The sequence below is a fragment of the Micromonospora profundi genome, assembly GCF_011927785.1.
GTDB lineage: Bacteria > Actinomycetota > Actinomycetes > Mycobacteriales > Micromonosporaceae > Micromonospora > Micromonospora profundi.
The window spans coordinates 4,054,764-4,069,872 of record NZ_JAATJK010000001.1 but is presented as its reverse complement, the minus strand read 5'-3'; the positions used below and the strand labels follow the sequence as shown (position 1 = coordinate 4,069,872).

Here is a 15,109-nt window from a genome sequence, read left to right as displayed (position 1 = left end):
TGCAGAGACGGACCGTGAACACCGTTCACCCGCTTGTTCACTCTCGCTTAATCCTGTAGAACTCGGGGTGGGTCCGCTGGGCGGCCCGTCTCCCCCTGGTTCTAGGAGGACTACTCATGGCTCGTTCACACCGCTCGGGCGCCTCCTCGCCCGCGCTCTCCCGCCGCGGGGTTCTGCAGTTGGGCGGCAGCGTCGCGCTCCTTCTGGCCACCGGCGCCTGCGCTGCGGACAGCGGCAACAAGCCGAAGGACGGCGCGTCGGGCGGACCCGCCGCCAAGACGTTGCGCATCGCTGTCTCGAGCTACCTGTCGAGCTGGGACCAGGACTTCGTCGGCTTCGACCTGACCGCGCTGATGCTCTACAAGAACGTCTTCCCGTACCTGATCGACTACGGGGTCACCACCGCCAGCGGCAGCCAGATCCTCGACACCCAGAACGTCACCCCGACGTTCGCCGAGTCGTTCCAGCCCGACGCCGAGCAGAAGGTGTGGACGCTCAAGCTGCGTCGCGGCGTGAAGTTCGCAAGCGGCAACGAGATGAAGGCCGCCGACGTGAAGTGGTCGAAGGACCGCGCGTTCGCCGCCCAGGCCAACGTGGCAGGCGTCTACCGCACCATCGGCCTCACGAGCGCCGACCAGGTCAAGGTCGTCGACGACTACACCGTCGAGTTCCACCAGGCGTTCCCCAGCGCCCTCACCCGGCAGATCCAGGCGATCTCGCTGTACGTCTTCGACTCCGTCGAGGCCAAGAAGCACGCCACCGCCAGCGACCCCTGGGCCAAGGAGTGGTTCGCGAAGAACCCGCCCACCGGCGGCTACTACAACGTTACGAAGGCCAACCAGGGCCAGGAGATCGAGCTCAGCGCGAACACCGACTACCCGGGCCCCGACCCGGCCAAGACGCCGACCATCCGGATCTCGGTCGTGCCGGCCGCGTCCAACCAGCGGTTGCAGCTGCAGGCCGGTGACGTCGACATCGCCCTCGGCATCAGCCAGCGCGACATCCAGGACCTCAAGAAGACGCCCGGCATCAAGGTCATCTCGGCCCCCAGCAACCGCCAGGTCGCCATCCAGATGTCTGTCACCGCGGCGCCGTTCAACGACGTGAACATCCGTAAGGCGCTCGCCTATGCCGTGCCCTACGAGCAGATCATCAGCAACGTGTACGGCGGTGACGCCCGCGCGGCCAAGAGCACTGTGCCGCTGGACATGCCCGGACACGACGACAACGGCTACCCGTACGCCCACGACATCGACAAGGCCAAGGCCGCGATGGCCGCCGCCGGCCGTTCGTCGCTGGACTCCGAGCTGGTCTTCGAGTCCGACAACGAGGAACAGCAGAAGATCGCCGTCCAGGTGCAGAGCGAGGCCGCGAAGGCGGGCATCAGGCTCAAGCTGACCCCGCTGGACCCCGCGACCCTCGGCGAGCGACGGACCAAGAAGAACATCCCGCTCCAGATCACCTCCGGGCAGCTCTGGGTCGACGACATCGAGTACATGCTCGCCACGAGCTTCGTGAAGGGCGCCAACCTCAACTACTCCAACTACAGCAACCCGGAGATCGAGCAGATCTACGAGAAGTCGCACACCACCGTCGACACGGCTGCCCGTAACGCGCTCTGGAAGCGGGTCCAGGAGATCCTCGCCGCGGACGTGCCGTGGGTGGTCATCTGCCAGCCGAACTTCAACCTGCCCGTGCGGGAGTCCGTGGCCGGTTGGGTGCAGCCCATGGACGGTCTCGCCCGCCTGCGGTACCTGAGCGCGTCGGCCTAGGACGCCATCCGCCCATGCGTATCTTCCGGTTCGTCGTCAGGCGACTGCTCCAGCTGATCCCCGTTCTGCTCGGAGTGGTCGTCCTGGCGTTCCTCCTGGTCCGCGTGCTGCCGGGCGACCCGGTACGCAGCATCCTCGGGCCCAACGCCAGCGCGGAGGACGCCGAAGCCGCCCGGGTCCGCTTCGGCCTGGACAAGTCGCTGTGGCAACAGTTCCTCGACTACCTCGGGGGATTGGTCACCGGGGACTTCGGTACCTCCATCCAGAGCGGCAACTCCGTGGGCTCGGAGATGGCGCTGAGGATCGGGCCCACCCTGGAACTCGTCGTCATCGCCGTGACCATCGCCCTCGTGGTGGCGACAGTGCTCGGCGTCTGGTCGGCCCGACGGGCCAACCGGCTCGGCGACCACAGCGTCCGGATGTTCGCCCTGGCCGGCAACTCCGTACCCGAGTTCTGGCTCGGCCTGGTGCTGGTGCTCGTCGGCTACAGCATCCTCGGCTGGTTCCCGGCACCCAACGGGCGCGTCGACCCCGACACGAACCTCACGCCGATCACCGGCGCCGACCTCGTCGACGCCGTGCTCACCGCCAACGGACCGGCGTTCGCCTCCGCCGCGGCGTACCTGGCACTGCCAGTGCTGACCCTCGTCGTCGGCGTGGTCGCGCCGCTGCTGCGCAGCGTACGGGCCTCCGCGCTGGAGGTGCTGCACTCCGAGTCGTACGCCGCGGCGCAGGCACACGGCCTGCGTGGCCGCACCCTGCACTACGGCTATCTGATGCGGGCGACGCTGGTCCGGCTGCCGTCGCTTGCCGCGTTGGTCTTCGGCACCGCCATCGGCTCGACAGTGCTCGTTGAGTACGTGTACTCGTGGCAGGGCTTCGGCCAGTGGGCCCTGCGCGGTCTGCTCTACCGGGACTACCCGGTGGTGCAGGCGTCGGTGCTGGTCATCGCGTTGTGCTACGTGCTGGTGTTCCTCATCGCCGACGTGGTCCACGCGATCCTCGACCCGAGAGTGAGGCTCTGATGGCCGAGCTGCGCACCGCCGTCACCGGCGACTCCACGGTGCCCGTGGTCGTCCCGGGCGGCGACCGGGACAGCCGTTTCGCACGGCGTCTGATCATCGCCGGGGCGACAATCCTGTCGGTGGTCGCGCTGGTGGCGGTGTTCGCGCCGCTGCTGAGCCCGTGGGGCGAAACCGAGATCGACCCGGCGAACACCCTTGTCGCCCCGGGTGGCAACCACCTGCTCGGCACCGACGGCAACGGCATGGACATCTGGAGCCGGATGCTCTACGCCGCCCGTCTCGACCTGGGCATCGCCCTGGCCGCTGTCGCGCTCGCGGTGGTCGTCGGCACCCTGCTCGGACTGATCGCCGGCTACTTCGGCGGCTGGCTCGACGACGTGCTGATGCGGGTGGTCGACATCTTCCAGTCGTTCCCCACGTTCATCCTGGCGCTCGCCGTGGCCGCCCTGCTCGGCAACGGCACGATCAACCTCATCATCACGATCGCCGCGGTGAACGCCCCGGCGTACGCCCGGCTGGTCCGCGCCGAGGTGCGGTCGCTGCGCGAGTTGCCGTTCGTGGACGCCGCGATCACCTCCGGCGCGTCGCCGGTGGGCGTGCTGTGGCGGCACCTGCTGCCCAACAGCCTCACTCCCGTCCGGGTGATCGCGCCGCTGAACTGCGGCTGGGCGATGCTCACCCTGGCCGGGCTCTCCTTCCTCGGTCTGGGTGTGAGCATCCCCGAGGCGGAATGGGGTGCCATGATCAGCCTGGGCGCCGCAGACGTGGTCGGTGGACGGTGGTGGACCTCGGTCCCGCCCGGCCTGGCCCTGTTCGTCTGCGTCCTCGGGTTCAGCCTGCTGGGCGAGGGCCTGCAGGACCGCGCGAACGCGAAGCGGCGGTGACCATGCTGTCCATCGAGAACCTTTCCGTGCTCATCCGCCGGCCCGGCCGGCAGGTGGCAGCGCTCAGCAACGTGAGCTTCAGCGTGCGACCCGGCGAGGTCGTCGGCCTGGTCGGTGAGAGCGGCGGCGGCAAGAGCATGGTGGCCCGCGCCATCGTCGGCCTGCTCCCCGGCGGTTCACACGCCACCGGGCAGGTGCTCTTCGACGGGTCGGACGTGCTGCGCATGGACGACACGGCGTTGGCCGCACACCGGGGGCGGGGGGTGGCGATCTGCTTCCAGAACCCGCGCGGCGCGCTCAGCCCCACACGCACCATCGGCAAGCAGCTCGTCGACCGGCTCGCGACCCACCAGGAGATGTCCGGCGCCCAGGCCCGCGAGGCGGCGCGTGAGCTGTTCGAGGCGGTCGGCATCCGCAGCCCGCAGCGCCGGCTCGACGCGTACGCCCACGAGCTGTCCGGCGGCATGGCCCAGCGGGTGATGATCTCGCTGGCCACCGGGTGCGCCCCCGACCTGCTGATCGCCGACGAGCCGACCACCGGCCTCGACGTGACGCTGACCCGGGAGATCCTGCGGCAGTTCCGGCACGCCGCCGACACCGACGGCCGGGGCGTGCTGCTGATCTCCCACGACCTCGCCTCCATCGCGGAGGTCTGCGACCGGGTGGTGGTGCTCTACGCCGGAACGGTGGTGGAGAGCGGCCCCGCCGAGCAGGTGCTGCGGGAGCCCGCGCACCCGTACACAAGGGCGTTGCTGCGCTCGGTGCCGGACGTCGGCGGCCGGCCGGTCGTCGCCACCCCCGGCGCCATGCCCCTGCTCACCCAGGCACCGGAGAACTGCCCGTTCGTGGCCCGCTGCGCGCACGCCGACGGCACCTGTTCGTCCCGGCGGCCGGCCACCAAGCCGCTCGCCGGCGGACGCGGTGACTGGTCCCTGGCCTGCTTCCACCCGCAGACCCGGCCGCTGGACGCCGGCGCGCCGTCGACGTCGCCCACAACGGCCGAAGCCGGCGCGGAGCCGGCCGAGGCGGACCGCAAGCCCGCCGTGCTGGAGATCGACGACGCGCACGTGGTCTATCGCAGCCGGTTCGGCTCCGGCGGGCACCACGCGCTGCGGGGCGTCACGCTGCGGCTCGCACCGGGCGAGACACTTGGCGTGGTGGGCGAGAGCGGCTGCGGCAAGAGCACGCTTGCCAAGCTCATCATGGGTCTTGTCGCGCCCACGTCCGGCACTGTCACCGTCGCCGGGCAGGCCCTGGTCAAGCAACCGGGCCGGCCCCGCCCCCGAGGGCGGGCTCTGCGGCGCGCACGTACCCGTGCCCAGCTCGTCTTCCAGGACCCGATCGGCTCGCTGAGCCCGCGCCGTCCGGTCGGCGACTCCATCGCCGAGCCTTTGCGGGCCGCTGGCCTGTCCCCGGCGGAACGGAACGCGCGGGTCGCCGCCGTGCTGGACCGCATGGAGCTGGACCGCTCGATTCTCCAGCGGTACCCGCACGAGCTGTCCGGCGGCCAGGCGCAACGGATCGGCATCGCCCGCGCCCTGGTCGGCGAGCCGAATCTGATCGTCTTCGACGAGCCGACCTCGGCCCTGGACGTCACTGTGCAGGCGCAGATTCTCGCGGTGATCGCCGACGTGGCCGCCGACGCGGACCGCGCCTCGGTGTTCATCTCCCACGACCTGGCGACCGTTCGGGGCTTCGCCGACCGCGTCGTGGTGCTCTACCTCGGCCAGATCGTCGAGGAGGGGCCGGTGGACGTCGTCTTCGACAACCCCCGGCACCCCTACACCCGGGCGCTGCTCGGCAGCGCACCCCGTCTCGGCGGGACGGCCGGATCCGACGGCGAGTCCGTTGAACTGGTCAAGGACCTCGAAGAAGCCGACGCCGCGACCGGGTGCCCGTTGGCCGCCCGGTGTCCGTTCGTCACCGACCGGTGCCGGGCGGAGCGGCAGGAGCTTCAGTCGTACGGCGAGAGCCGGGCCGCCTGCTGGCGCGTTCCCGAGCTCCCCGCCCTCATCGGAAGGCAGGCTGTCACACCATGACCCGTCGCCCCATCCGGCTCGCCGTCGACATTGGCGGCACCTTCGTGGACGCCATGGAACTCGACACGCGCACCAACCGGGTCCGCTTCCGCAAGGCGGCGACGACACCGGCCCGACCCGCGGACGGCGTGCTCGCCGCGATCACCGCGCTCGGCACCGACCTGTCCGAGGTGGAGCTGTTCATCCACGGCACCACCCTCGGGCTCAACGCGGTGCTGGAGCGCCGGGGTGGACGTACCGGAATCATCACCAACGAGGGTTTCCGGGACATCTTCCTGATCGGTCGCGGCAACGTGCCCTCCGACCACATGTACGACTTCCAGTACCAGCGGCCGGAGAGCCTCGTGCAGCGCCGCTTCACAGCGGGCGTACGGGGCCGACTCGACTATCGGGGACGGGTCGTGGAGGAGCTGGACCCGGAGAGCGTCCGGGCAGCCGCCCGCACACTCGTTGTGGACCAGCAGGTCACCTCGATCGCCATCTGCTTCCTGCACTCGTTCCTCGACCCGAGCCACGAGCGGGAGGCCGCGCGCCTCATCCACGAGGAGTTCCCCGACGTCAGCCTGTCGCTGTCGACGGACATCGTGCGCGAGTACCGCGAGTACGAGCGGACCAGCACCACAGTGCTTGAGGCGTACATCCGGCCGATCTTCGAGCGGTACGTGGACGAGCTTGAGGCCGGGCTGGCCGAGCGCGGCTTCGACGGACGCTTCCTGATCATGCGCTCCGGCGGCGGTTCGATGACCAGCGCGGTCGCCAAGACGGCACCCACCCACACAGTGCTCTCCGGCCCGGCCGGTGGCATCGTCGGTGCCGCCTACATCGCCTCGGAGCTGGGCCGCGACAACGTGCTCACCTTCGACATCGGCGGCACCTCACTGGACGCCTGCGTGATCGAGCGCGGCAATCCGGTCGCCGCGTACGAGGCGCAGCTGGAGCACTTCCCGCTGCTCATCCCGACGTACGACATCCGTACCATCGGCGCCGGCGGCGGCTCGATCGCCTGGCTGGACCACGGCCTGCTCAAGGTCGGCCCGCAGAGCGCCGGTGCCGACCCCGGCCCGGTCTGCTACGGCCGGGGCGGCACGAAGCCGACCGTCACCGACGCGGCAGTGGTGCTCGGCTACATGGACCCGGACCGCTTCCTCGCCGGCACCATGGGCCTGCGCGACGCCGAGGCGCGCGCGGCCATCCAGGAGCAGCTTGCCGAGCCGCTCGGCCTGACCGTGGAGAACGCGGCGGCCGGCGTGTTCGACGTGCTGCTGGCCCGCACCGTCGGCGCGGTCCGGCAGATCACCGTCGAGCGGGGCCACGACCCCCGGCAGTTCGCGCTGCTCGCGTTCGGTGGTGCCGGACCGCTGCTCGCCCCGCTGCTGGCGCGGGAGATGGGCATCGGCGAGGTCATCGTGCCGTTCGCGCCGTCCGGTTTCTCCGCGTGGGGCATGCTGTCGGCCGATATCGTCAACGACTTCAGCCGTACCGTGATGGCCACCCTCGACGACGCGGACCTGACCGAGCTGGACCAGCTGTTCAAGGCGGTCGAGGCCGAGGCGGTGGCGTCGCTCGTGGCGCAGGGCGTTCCGGCCGGCGAGGCGGTGCTGGAGCGGCAGTTCGAGCTGCGCTACCTCGGCCAGGAGCACAGCCTCATGGTCACCGTCGGGCGCGAGCTGGACCGCGACGCGGTCCGCGCCGCGTTCGACGAGACGCACCGCGGCCGGTACGGCCACACGATGGGCAACCCGTTGCAGATCCTCAACCTGCGGGTGCGCGGCATCGGCCGCACCGACCGGCCGGAGCTTCAGACCAGGCCGCGCGGCGACGGCGACCCATCGCAGGCCCTGCTGAACCACCGGGACGCCTACGACTTCGGGCAGCACGCTGTGGTGCCGTTCGCGGTCTACGACCGGGCCGCCCTTGAGCCGGGCGACACCTTCGACGGGCCGGCGCTTGTCGACGAGGGCACCTCCACCACTGTGGTGCCCAGCGGCCAGCGCGTCACCGTCGACGACCACGGATACCTGCTCGTCACTCTGGAGGAAGCCGCATGACCACGCTGGACGGAGCCCAGGTCGAGGTCGTCCGCAGCTATCTGTTGTCGGCGGCCGAGGAGATGCGGGCCACGCTGATCCGTACCTCCTTCAACCCGGTCATCTACGAGGTGCACGACTTCGGCCTGTCGATGTACGACGCGGACCTGCGGCTGGTAGCCGAGGCCACAGGGCTGACGTTCTTCCTCGGCGCCAACGACTTCTCGCTGCGCAAGGGCGTGGAGTACGTGGGCCGGGAGAACCTGCACCGGGGTGACGTGGTGCTGCTCAACTACCCGTACTGGAACGCGGCGCACGCCTACGACGCCACGCTGTTCGCGCCGGTCTTCCGGCCCGACCCGGCCGACCCGGACGCCGACGGCGACCTCGTCGGGTTCCTCTGCGTCCGCGCGCACTGGATGGACCTGGGCGCCAAGGACCCGGGCTACGTGCTCGACTCGACCGACATGCACCAGGAAGGGGTCATCTTCCCGGGCACGAAGGTGGTCTCCCGTGGCGAGCCGGTGCACGAGATCCACGAGCTGATCCGTTTCAACTCGCGGATGCCCGACGCGGTGCTCGGCGACCTGCACGCGCAGATCGCCGCGCTGCGCACCGGCGAGCGCCGGATGCTGGAGATCATCGAGAAGTTCGGCCGGGCCACTGTGGACCAGGCGATCGACCGGATCATCGCCGACGGCGAGTCCCGCGCCCGCGCCGCGCTGGCGACCCTGCCGCAGGGCACCTGGACCGCCGAGGACTGGGTGGACGACGACGGCATCACCGACGATCCGGTGAAGATGCGCGTCACCGTCACTGTCGCCGACGGGCGCTTCATAGTGGACTTCGCCGGCTCGGCAGCCGCCACCCGCGGCCCGATCAACATGCCGTTCGGCGCGACCGAGGCGATCTGCAAGGTCGTCCTGAAGTCGCTCACCTCGCCGGACGAGCCGTCGAACGCGGGCACGGTGGCGCCGCTGGAGGTGCGGGCCGAGCCGGGCAGCCTCTTCCACGCCGTCTACCCGCAGCCCACGTTCACGCTCTGGACCGGCATCGTCGCCGTGGAGTTGATCCTCAAGGCGTTGGCGCAGGGCATGCCGGACCGGTTGCCGGCCTCCAGCGGAGGTGACGTGCCCGGGTTCATGATGGTCGGCCTGCACCCGGACACCGGAAAGATGTTCGCGGTCAGCAACAACGACCTGGTGGGCTGGGGCGGCACGCCGCAGCACGACGGCATGGACGCCGCCACCCACGTCTCCGGCAGCACCGGCCGGGGCACCCCGATCGAGGTCATGGAAGCCAAGACCGGGATGTTCTTCGAGCGCTGGGAGATCCGGACGGACTCCGGTGGCGCCGGCCGGTTCCGGGGTGGTTGTGGCCTGCGGCGGGACATCCGCTTCGTGACCCCCGGCGAGTTCCTGACGGTCATCAAGAAGACGAAGAGCGCTCCGTGGGCCCTGGAGGGCGGCGAGCAGCCCGAGCCGAACCAGGTGGTGGTCTTCCCCGGCACCGATCGGGAGCACCGGGTGAGCACCAAGCGCACGAGCGTGGCGGTGGGGGACCGGGTGACGTTGTTGACCGCCGGTGGCGGTGGGCATGGTGACCCGGGGAGTCGGGATCCGGAGGCGGTCCGGCGGGACGTGGCCGAGGGCTACGTCTCACCGGAGGTGGCCCGGGACGTCTACGGAGTGGACGTCGATGGGTGAACCCACCGGGGCGACCGTCGAGGTCGTCCGCAGCCATCTCGTCTCGGCCGCCGAGGAGATGCGCGCCGCGCTGGTGCGCACCGCCTTCAACCCGGTCATCTACGAGGTGTACGACTTCGGCATCTCCATCTACGACCGGGAGCTGCGGCTGGTCGCGGAGTCGACAGGGTTGTCCCGCTTCCTCGGCGCCAACGACTACTCGCTGCGCAAGGGCGTGGAGTACGTCGGCAGGGAGAACCTGCACCGGGGCGACGTGGTGCTGCTCAACTACCCGTACTGGAACGCGGCGCACACCTACGACGCCACCCTGTTCGCGCCCGTCGTCCTGCCCGACAGCGACGAGCTGATCGGCTTCCTGTGCATCCGCGCGCACTGGATGGACCTGGGCGCCAAGGACCCTGGCTACGTGCTGGACTCCACCGACATGCACCAGGAGGGGATCGTCTTCCCCGGCACGAAGGTGTATTCCCGTGGCGAGCCGGTGCACGAGATCCACGAGCTGATCCGCTTCAACTCGCGCATGCCGGAACTCGTCATCGGCGACCTCAACGCGCAGATCGCGGCGCTGCGTACCGGCGAGCGTCGGATGATCGAGCTGTTCCAGCAGTTCGGCCCGCCCGTGGTGGATGCGGTGATCGAGCGGGTGATCCAGGTCGCCGCCGAGAGCGCCCGCGCGGCGGTCGCCGCGCTGCCGCAGGGCAGTTGGACCGCCGAGGACTGGCTCGACGACGACGGTGTCACCGACACCCCGATCCGGATGCGGGTCACCGTCACCGTCGCCGACGGCGAGTTCACTGTGGACTTCGCCGGTTCGTCACCCGCGGTGCCCGGGCCGGTGAACCTGCCGCTGGGCGCCACCATCGCCACCTGCCGGGTCGCGTTCAAGGGCGTCACCACCCCCGAGGAGCAGACGAACGCCGGGCACTTCGCGCCCCTTCGGGTACGCGCCGAGCCCGGGTCGCTGTTCCACGCGCAGTACCCCGCCGCCACGTTCACCCAGTGGACCGGCACTGTCGCCCTGGAGCTGATCCTCAAGGCGTTGGCGCAGGGCATGCCGGACCGGCTGGCGGCCTCCAGTGGCGGCGACGTACCCGGGTTCATGATGGTCGGCCAGCACCCGGACACCGGCCAGCTCTTCGCTGTCAGCAACAACGATCCCGTGGGCTGGGGAGGCACGCCGCAGCACGACGGCATCGGCCCGGCGAACCACCTCTGCCAGACCCAGGCGCGCAACACACCCGTCGAGGTGCTGGAGGCGAAGACGGGGATGTTCTTCGAACGGGTGGAGATCCGGACGGACTCCGGTGGCGCGGGTCGTTTCCGGGGTGGTTGTGGCCTGCGGCGGGACATCAGGTTCGCGACGCCCGGTGAGTTCCTCACGGTGATCAAGAAGACGAAGAGCGCGCCGTGGGCTTTGGCCGGTGGGGTGCAGCCGGAGCCGAACCAGGTGGTGGTGTTCCCGGGTACGGATCGGGAGCACCGGGTGAGCACCAAGCGCACGAGCGTGGCGGTGGGGGACCGGGTGACGTTGTTGACCGCCGGTGGCGGTGGGCATGGTGACCCGGGGAGTCGGGATCCGGAGGCGGTCCGGCGGGACGTGGCCGAGGGCTACGTCTCAGCGCAGTCCGCCCGAGACATATATGGAGTGATCGCGTGAGTGCCGCCTATTCGCCCGAGCCGTCGAGCCTGCTGCTCGGCAACTGCACAGTCCTGGACGCCCGCGTCGTGGACGGTATGGACCCCGTCACCGATGCCGGGGTGTGGATCCGCGGTGACCGGATCGCCGCCGTCGGCCGGTACGCGGACGTGTCCGCCGAGGCGCGGGCCGCCGGAGCGCTGACCAGTGTGGACCTGGACGGGGCGTACGTGACCCCCGGACTGGTGAACATGCACACCCACTTCTCGCTGTCACTGCCGGGCTCCGGGGGCGACAACGTCAAGGGGATGGGCGCGTACGACCTCGCGCACTACATGGCCGACGGTGCACGGCGTACGCTGCGCTCCGGCGTGACCACGGTGCGCTGCGTGGCGGAGAAGGACCACGCCGACTTCGCGCTGCGGCGGGCCATCAACGCCGGACGTACCTCGGGCCCACGCATCTACACCGCCGGTCGGGCGCTGGTCTGCACCGGCGGGCACGGCCACGAGAGCAACGACACCCTGGAATGTGACGGCCCTGTCGGCTTCCGTCAGGGCGTACGTAGCCAGATCAAGGCCGGCGCGGACCTGATCAAGGTGATGATCTCGGGTGGCATCGCGGGTGAGCACGAGAGCATCCACACGCCCCAGCTCTTCACCGACGAGATGACCGCGGTGATCGAGACCGCGCATGCGTGGGGCCGCAAGGTGACGGCGCACGCCGGTCCCGCCGAGGTGATCGGCGCGGCAGTGGAACTCGGGTTGGACTGCGTGGAGCACGGCTACCAGCTCACCCCCGAGGTGGCGGCGCGGATGGCCGAACGCGGCACGGCGCTCGTGCCGACGCTGCTGGTGACCCGGTGCAAGGAGTTCTTCGACGAGCTCGGCGTACCGGAGTGGATGCAGTGCCGCTCGCTCGGCGCCGGGCCCCGGCACCTGGAGAGCTTCGACATGGCCATCGCCGCCGGGGTGGAGGTGCTCCTCGGCAGCGACATGCCCCCGTTCTGGGAGTTCGAGGGCACCACCGCCTCGGTGCGGGAGTTGGAGTACATGTCCGAGCGGATCGGTACCGCGCGGGCGATCCACGCCGGCACGCGTGGCCCCATCCGTTGGCTCGGCGCGGAATCCGACCTCGGCACTGTCGAGGTCGGCAAGCTCGCCGACCTGATCGCGATGGACGCCGACCCGCTGGCCGACACCTCGGCCTTCCGGGACGTGCGGTGGGTGATGAAGGGCGGGCAGATCGTCCGCGACGACCAGAACCAGGAGGACGTGCGATGACGTTCGTGGAAGCAGGCGCGGCGGCGATCGCCGCTGGCATCGATGACATGTACGACGCGTTCCTCGCCGGGGACACCGAGCGGTTCGACACGCACCTGCACGCCGAGGTGACCACCTGGGAGACGCACCTTCCCGGGCCGCTGCGTACCCGTGCCGAGTTGAACGACTACCGCGAGCAGCGCGACGCCGCGGGCCACCGGCCCCAACTGGCGGTGCTCGCCGCGCGGGACAAGCGCATCGACGTGTGGGACGACTTCGGCGTCGCCCGGTACGTGCTGGTCTCCCAGTTGGGCGCGGACGACGAGCCGGAGTTCACCCGGGTCACCGACGTGCTGCGCCGCATCGACGGCCGCTGGGTGATCGTGCACCACCACGCCGAGTTGGTACGGGATCCGGTGGTCGCGGCATGATCCGGCGGCTGGTCGCCGAGCGGACCGGCGAGCCGGCGGACGTGCTGTCGGTGGCCGAACTGCCCGACGACCCGCCGCCGGGTCCCGGTGAGGTGCGGCTCGCCGTGCGCACGGTGGGCCTGAACTTCCTCGACGTCCTGCTGTGCCGGGGCGAGTACCCGGTGCGGCCGGACCCGCCCATGACGCCCGGTGTGGAGGCGGCCGGGCGGGTCGTCGCCGCGGGCGCCGGAGCCGAGCACCTGCTGGGTCAGGAGGTAGTGGCCTGCCCGACGTTGCCGCGCGGCGCGCTCGGAACGACGGTCACTGTGGACGCCGCCGTGGTCGTGCCGCGGCCGTACACAGTCGACCCGGTGACGGCGTCGGCGCTGCCCGTCACCTACCAGACGGCGTGGTTCGCGCTGGAGCGTGCCGGTCTCACGGCCGGGCAGACGGTGCTCGTGCACGCCGGGGCCGGCGGTGTCGGCATCGCCGCCATCCAGCTCGCCGTGGCCCGTGGCGCGCGGGTGTTCGCCACCGCCGGTGGCCCGGCCAAGACGGCGATCTGCCGCGAGCACGGCGCCGCGCTCGCCGTCGACTACGCCTCGGAGGACTTCGTGGCCGCCGTGCTCAAGGCCACCGACGGCCGGGGCGTGGACGTCGTCGTGGACCCCGTGGGCGGCGACGTGTTCGCCCGGTCCTGGGAGTGCCTCGCGTTCGAGGGTCGTCTCGTCGCGGTGGGAACGGCCGGCGGAGCACCTCCACCGGTCGACCCGGTCCGGCTGATGGCGGCGAACGCGACACTCGTCGGCCTGTCCTGGGGTTCCCGGTACCCGTGGCAGCGCGCCTCGGCGGTCGAGGCCGCCTACCAGGAGTTGTTCGACATGTGCGCGTCCGGCGCGGTCCGGCCGCCGGTCAGCAGGGTCGTCTCGCTGGACGAGACACCGGCGGCACTTACCGAACTGGCCGCCCGACGGACCACCGGCAAGATCATCGTACGGATCGACGAGGGGGAGGGACCGTGAGCGACAGCGCCGACGGCGACATGGAGATCTACGACCTGAAGGTGACAGTCGACCGGATCGAGGGTCGGTCGGTGTGCGGCATGGCCGTGGGCGACCACTTCGAACTGACAAACAGCGCGCATCTGCGGCTGCCCGAGGGAAAGCACTTCTGCGTGTACGCGCTCGCGTCGGTGCTTCCGTTCCTCGCCGCGAAGCAGCGTGACCTGGCGGAGGGGGACTGGCTGGCCCAGGACTCCCACTTCATCTGCCCCGACCCGGAGGAGCGACTCGTCATGAAGGTGGAACGGACCTGCCGGCGCACGATGAACTCGGCAGACCTGACATGACAGTCGAGATCGGACTCGGCCTGCAGAGCGACAAGCCCGCCGGCGCGTACGCCCGGCTGGCCCGCGCCGCCGAGTCGCACGGCTTCGACGTGCTTACCGTCTTCGGTGACCTGATGTACCAGCCGCCGATCTTCCCGCTGCTGGAGATGGCACAGGCGACGAGCCGGGTACGCCTCGGCGCGGCCTGCCTGAACCCGTACTCGATGGCCCCGTACGAGATCGCGGGTCAGCTCGCGGCACTTGATCTGGCCTCGCACGGCCGGGCGTACCTGGGGTTGGCGCGCGGGACGTGGCTGGGCGCGGTCGGGCTGCCGCAGCCACGGCCGTTGACAACGATCGAGGAGGCCGTGGAGGTCGTCTACCGCCTGTTGCGGGGCGACCGGACCGGTTTCACCGGCAAGGTGTTCTCGCTGGCGCCGGACACCGCACTGCGCTACGCCGTGCAGCGGCCCAACCCGCCGCTGCTGGTCGGCGCGTGGGGTCCGCAGGGCGCGGCCCTGGCTGGCCGGATCGCCGACGAGATCAAGGTGGGCGGCAGCGCCAACCCCGACATGGTGCCGGTGATCCGGGAGCGTCTGCGGCCGGGCGCGGAGAAGGCCGGGCGCGACGTCGCCGGCATCGGCATCGTGCTCGGCGCCGTGACGGTGGTCGACACCGACGGCGAGGCGGCGCGCGCCAAGGCCCGCACCGAGGTGGCGATGTACCTGGCTGTCGTGGCGGAGCTGGACCCGACGGTCGTGCTCCCCGACGACCTGGTGAAGCGGGTCGGCGAGTTGGTCGACGCGGGCGAGGACGAGGCGGCGGGCCGGTTGATCCCTGACGACGTGCTCGACCGGTTCGCGTTCTCCGGCACCCCGGAGCAGGTCGCCGCGCAGGCCCAGGCGCTCATCGACGCGGGCGTGCGCCGGGTCGAGTTCGGCACGCCGCACGGACTGACCGACGAGCGCGGCGTGGACCTGCTCGGCTCCGCCGTCCTGCCCCTGCTGCGCAGGTGAGTCCC

The 15,109-nt window shown here is 70.7% G+C and carries 12 protein-coding genes; all 12 read left to right on the top strand.

Translation table 11 applies throughout. The annotated features are described in order from the left end of the window. Positions 1–116 precede the first annotated feature (116 nt). From F4558_RS17765 to F4558_RS17710, 12 genes are read left to right on the top strand one after another with little or no spacing between them, the layout of a single operon-like run. Positions 117–1,772 carry an ABC transporter substrate-binding protein gene (locus tag F4558_RS17765; protein ID WP_053655957.1) on the top strand — a complete coding sequence of 552 codons (1,656 nt, stop codon included), beginning with the start codon at positions 117–119 and terminating at the stop codon, positions 1,770–1,772. A gap of 14 nt (positions 1,773–1,786) precedes the next feature. Beyond that, positions 1,787–2,797: an ABC transporter permease gene (locus F4558_RS17760; protein ID WP_053655959.1), complete on the top strand. Its 1,011-nt coding sequence runs from the start codon at positions 1,787–1,789 to the stop codon at positions 2,795–2,797. Continuing rightward, on the top strand, positions 2,797–3,681 hold the full coding sequence (locus tag F4558_RS17755) for an ABC transporter permease (protein WP_053655961.1): 885 nt from the start codon (positions 2,797–2,799) through the stop codon (positions 3,679–3,681). The genes F4558_RS17760 and F4558_RS17755 overlap by 1 nt, the downstream gene beginning before the upstream one ends. 2 nt (positions 3,682–3,683) lie before the next feature. Further along, positions 3,684–5,720, top strand: coding sequence for a dipeptide ABC transporter ATP-binding protein (locus tag F4558_RS17750; protein WP_053655963.1), 2,037 nt, complete (start codon positions 3,684–3,686; stop codon positions 5,718–5,720). Continuing rightward, positions 5,717–7,768 carry a hydantoinase/oxoprolinase family protein gene (locus tag F4558_RS17745; protein WP_053655965.1) on the top strand — a complete coding sequence of 684 codons (2,052 nt, stop codon included), beginning with the start codon at positions 5,717–5,719 and terminating at the stop codon, positions 7,766–7,768. The genes F4558_RS17750 and F4558_RS17745 overlap by 4 nt, the downstream gene beginning before the upstream one ends. Then, positions 7,765–9,453: a hydantoinase B/oxoprolinase family protein gene (locus F4558_RS17740; RefSeq protein ID WP_167945216.1), complete on the top strand. Its 1,689-nt coding sequence runs from the start codon at positions 7,765–7,767 to the stop codon at positions 9,451–9,453. Before F4558_RS17745 ends, F4558_RS17740 begins: the two co-directional genes overlap by 4 nt. Further along, on the top strand, positions 9,446–11,110 hold the full coding sequence (locus tag F4558_RS17735) for a hydantoinase B/oxoprolinase family protein (protein ID WP_167945215.1): 1,665 nt from the start codon (positions 9,446–9,448) through the stop codon (positions 11,108–11,110). The genes F4558_RS17740 and F4558_RS17735 overlap by 8 nt, the downstream gene beginning before the upstream one ends. Continuing rightward, positions 11,107–12,372, top strand: coding sequence for an amidohydrolase family protein (locus F4558_RS17730; RefSeq protein WP_167945214.1), 1,266 nt, complete (start codon positions 11,107–11,109; stop codon positions 12,370–12,372). Before F4558_RS17735 ends, F4558_RS17730 begins: the two co-directional genes overlap by 4 nt. After that, positions 12,369–12,782, top strand: coding sequence for a nuclear transport factor 2 family protein (locus F4558_RS17725; protein ID WP_053655974.1), 414 nt, complete (start codon positions 12,369–12,371; stop codon positions 12,780–12,782). Before F4558_RS17730 ends, F4558_RS17725 begins: the two co-directional genes overlap by 4 nt. After that, the gene (locus F4558_RS17720; RefSeq protein ID WP_167945213.1) at positions 12,779–13,783 is read left to right on the top strand and encodes a zinc-binding dehydrogenase; all 1,005 of its coding nucleotides are present in this window, start codon (positions 12,779–12,781) and stop codon (positions 13,781–13,783) included. The genes F4558_RS17725 and F4558_RS17720 overlap by 4 nt, the downstream gene beginning before the upstream one ends. After that, complete coding sequence (locus F4558_RS17715) at positions 13,780–14,109, top strand: TIGR04076 family protein (RefSeq protein ID WP_053655977.1); 330 nt, start codon at positions 13,780–13,782, stop codon at positions 14,107–14,109. The genes F4558_RS17720 and F4558_RS17715 overlap by 4 nt, the downstream gene beginning before the upstream one ends. After that, positions 14,106–15,104, top strand: coding sequence for an LLM class flavin-dependent oxidoreductase (locus F4558_RS17710; protein WP_167945212.1), 999 nt, complete (start codon positions 14,106–14,108; stop codon positions 15,102–15,104). The genes F4558_RS17715 and F4558_RS17710 overlap by 4 nt, the downstream gene beginning before the upstream one ends. The last annotated feature ends 5 nt before the right edge of the window (positions 15,105–15,109 follow it).

What these genes read in the sequence shown, in the direction of transcription:
- F4558_RS17745 (WP_053655965.1), top strand. Translation starts at nt 5,717, where the DNA reads ATGACCCGTCGCCCCATCCGGCTCGCCGTCGACATTGGCGGCACCTTC.
- F4558_RS17735 (WP_167945215.1), top strand. Translation starts at nt 9,446, where the DNA reads ATGGGTGAACCCACCGGGGCGACCGTCGAGGTCGTCCGCAGCCATCTC.
- F4558_RS17740 (WP_167945216.1), top strand. Translation starts at nt 7,765, where the DNA reads ATGACCACGCTGGACGGAGCCCAGGTCGAGGTCGTCCGCAGCTATCTG.
- F4558_RS17765 (WP_053655957.1), top strand. Translation starts at nt 117, where the DNA reads ATGGCTCGTTCACACCGCTCGGGCGCCTCCTCGCCCGCGCTCTCCCGC.
- F4558_RS17750 (WP_053655963.1), top strand. Translation starts at nt 3,684, where the DNA reads ATGCTGTCCATCGAGAACCTTTCCGTGCTCATCCGCCGGCCCGGCCGG.
- F4558_RS17720 (WP_167945213.1), top strand. Translation starts at nt 12,779, where the DNA reads ATGATCCGGCGGCTGGTCGCCGAGCGGACCGGCGAGCCGGCGGACGTG.
- F4558_RS17710 (WP_167945212.1), top strand. Translation starts at nt 14,106, where the DNA reads ATGACAGTCGAGATCGGACTCGGCCTGCAGAGCGACAAGCCCGCCGGC.
- F4558_RS17725 (WP_053655974.1), top strand. Translation starts at nt 12,369, where the DNA reads ATGACGTTCGTGGAAGCAGGCGCGGCGGCGATCGCCGCTGGCATCGAT.
- F4558_RS17760 (WP_053655959.1), top strand. Translation starts at nt 1,787, where the DNA reads ATGCGTATCTTCCGGTTCGTCGTCAGGCGACTGCTCCAGCTGATCCCC.
- F4558_RS17755 (WP_053655961.1), top strand. Translation starts at nt 2,797, where the DNA reads ATGGCCGAGCTGCGCACCGCCGTCACCGGCGACTCCACGGTGCCCGTG.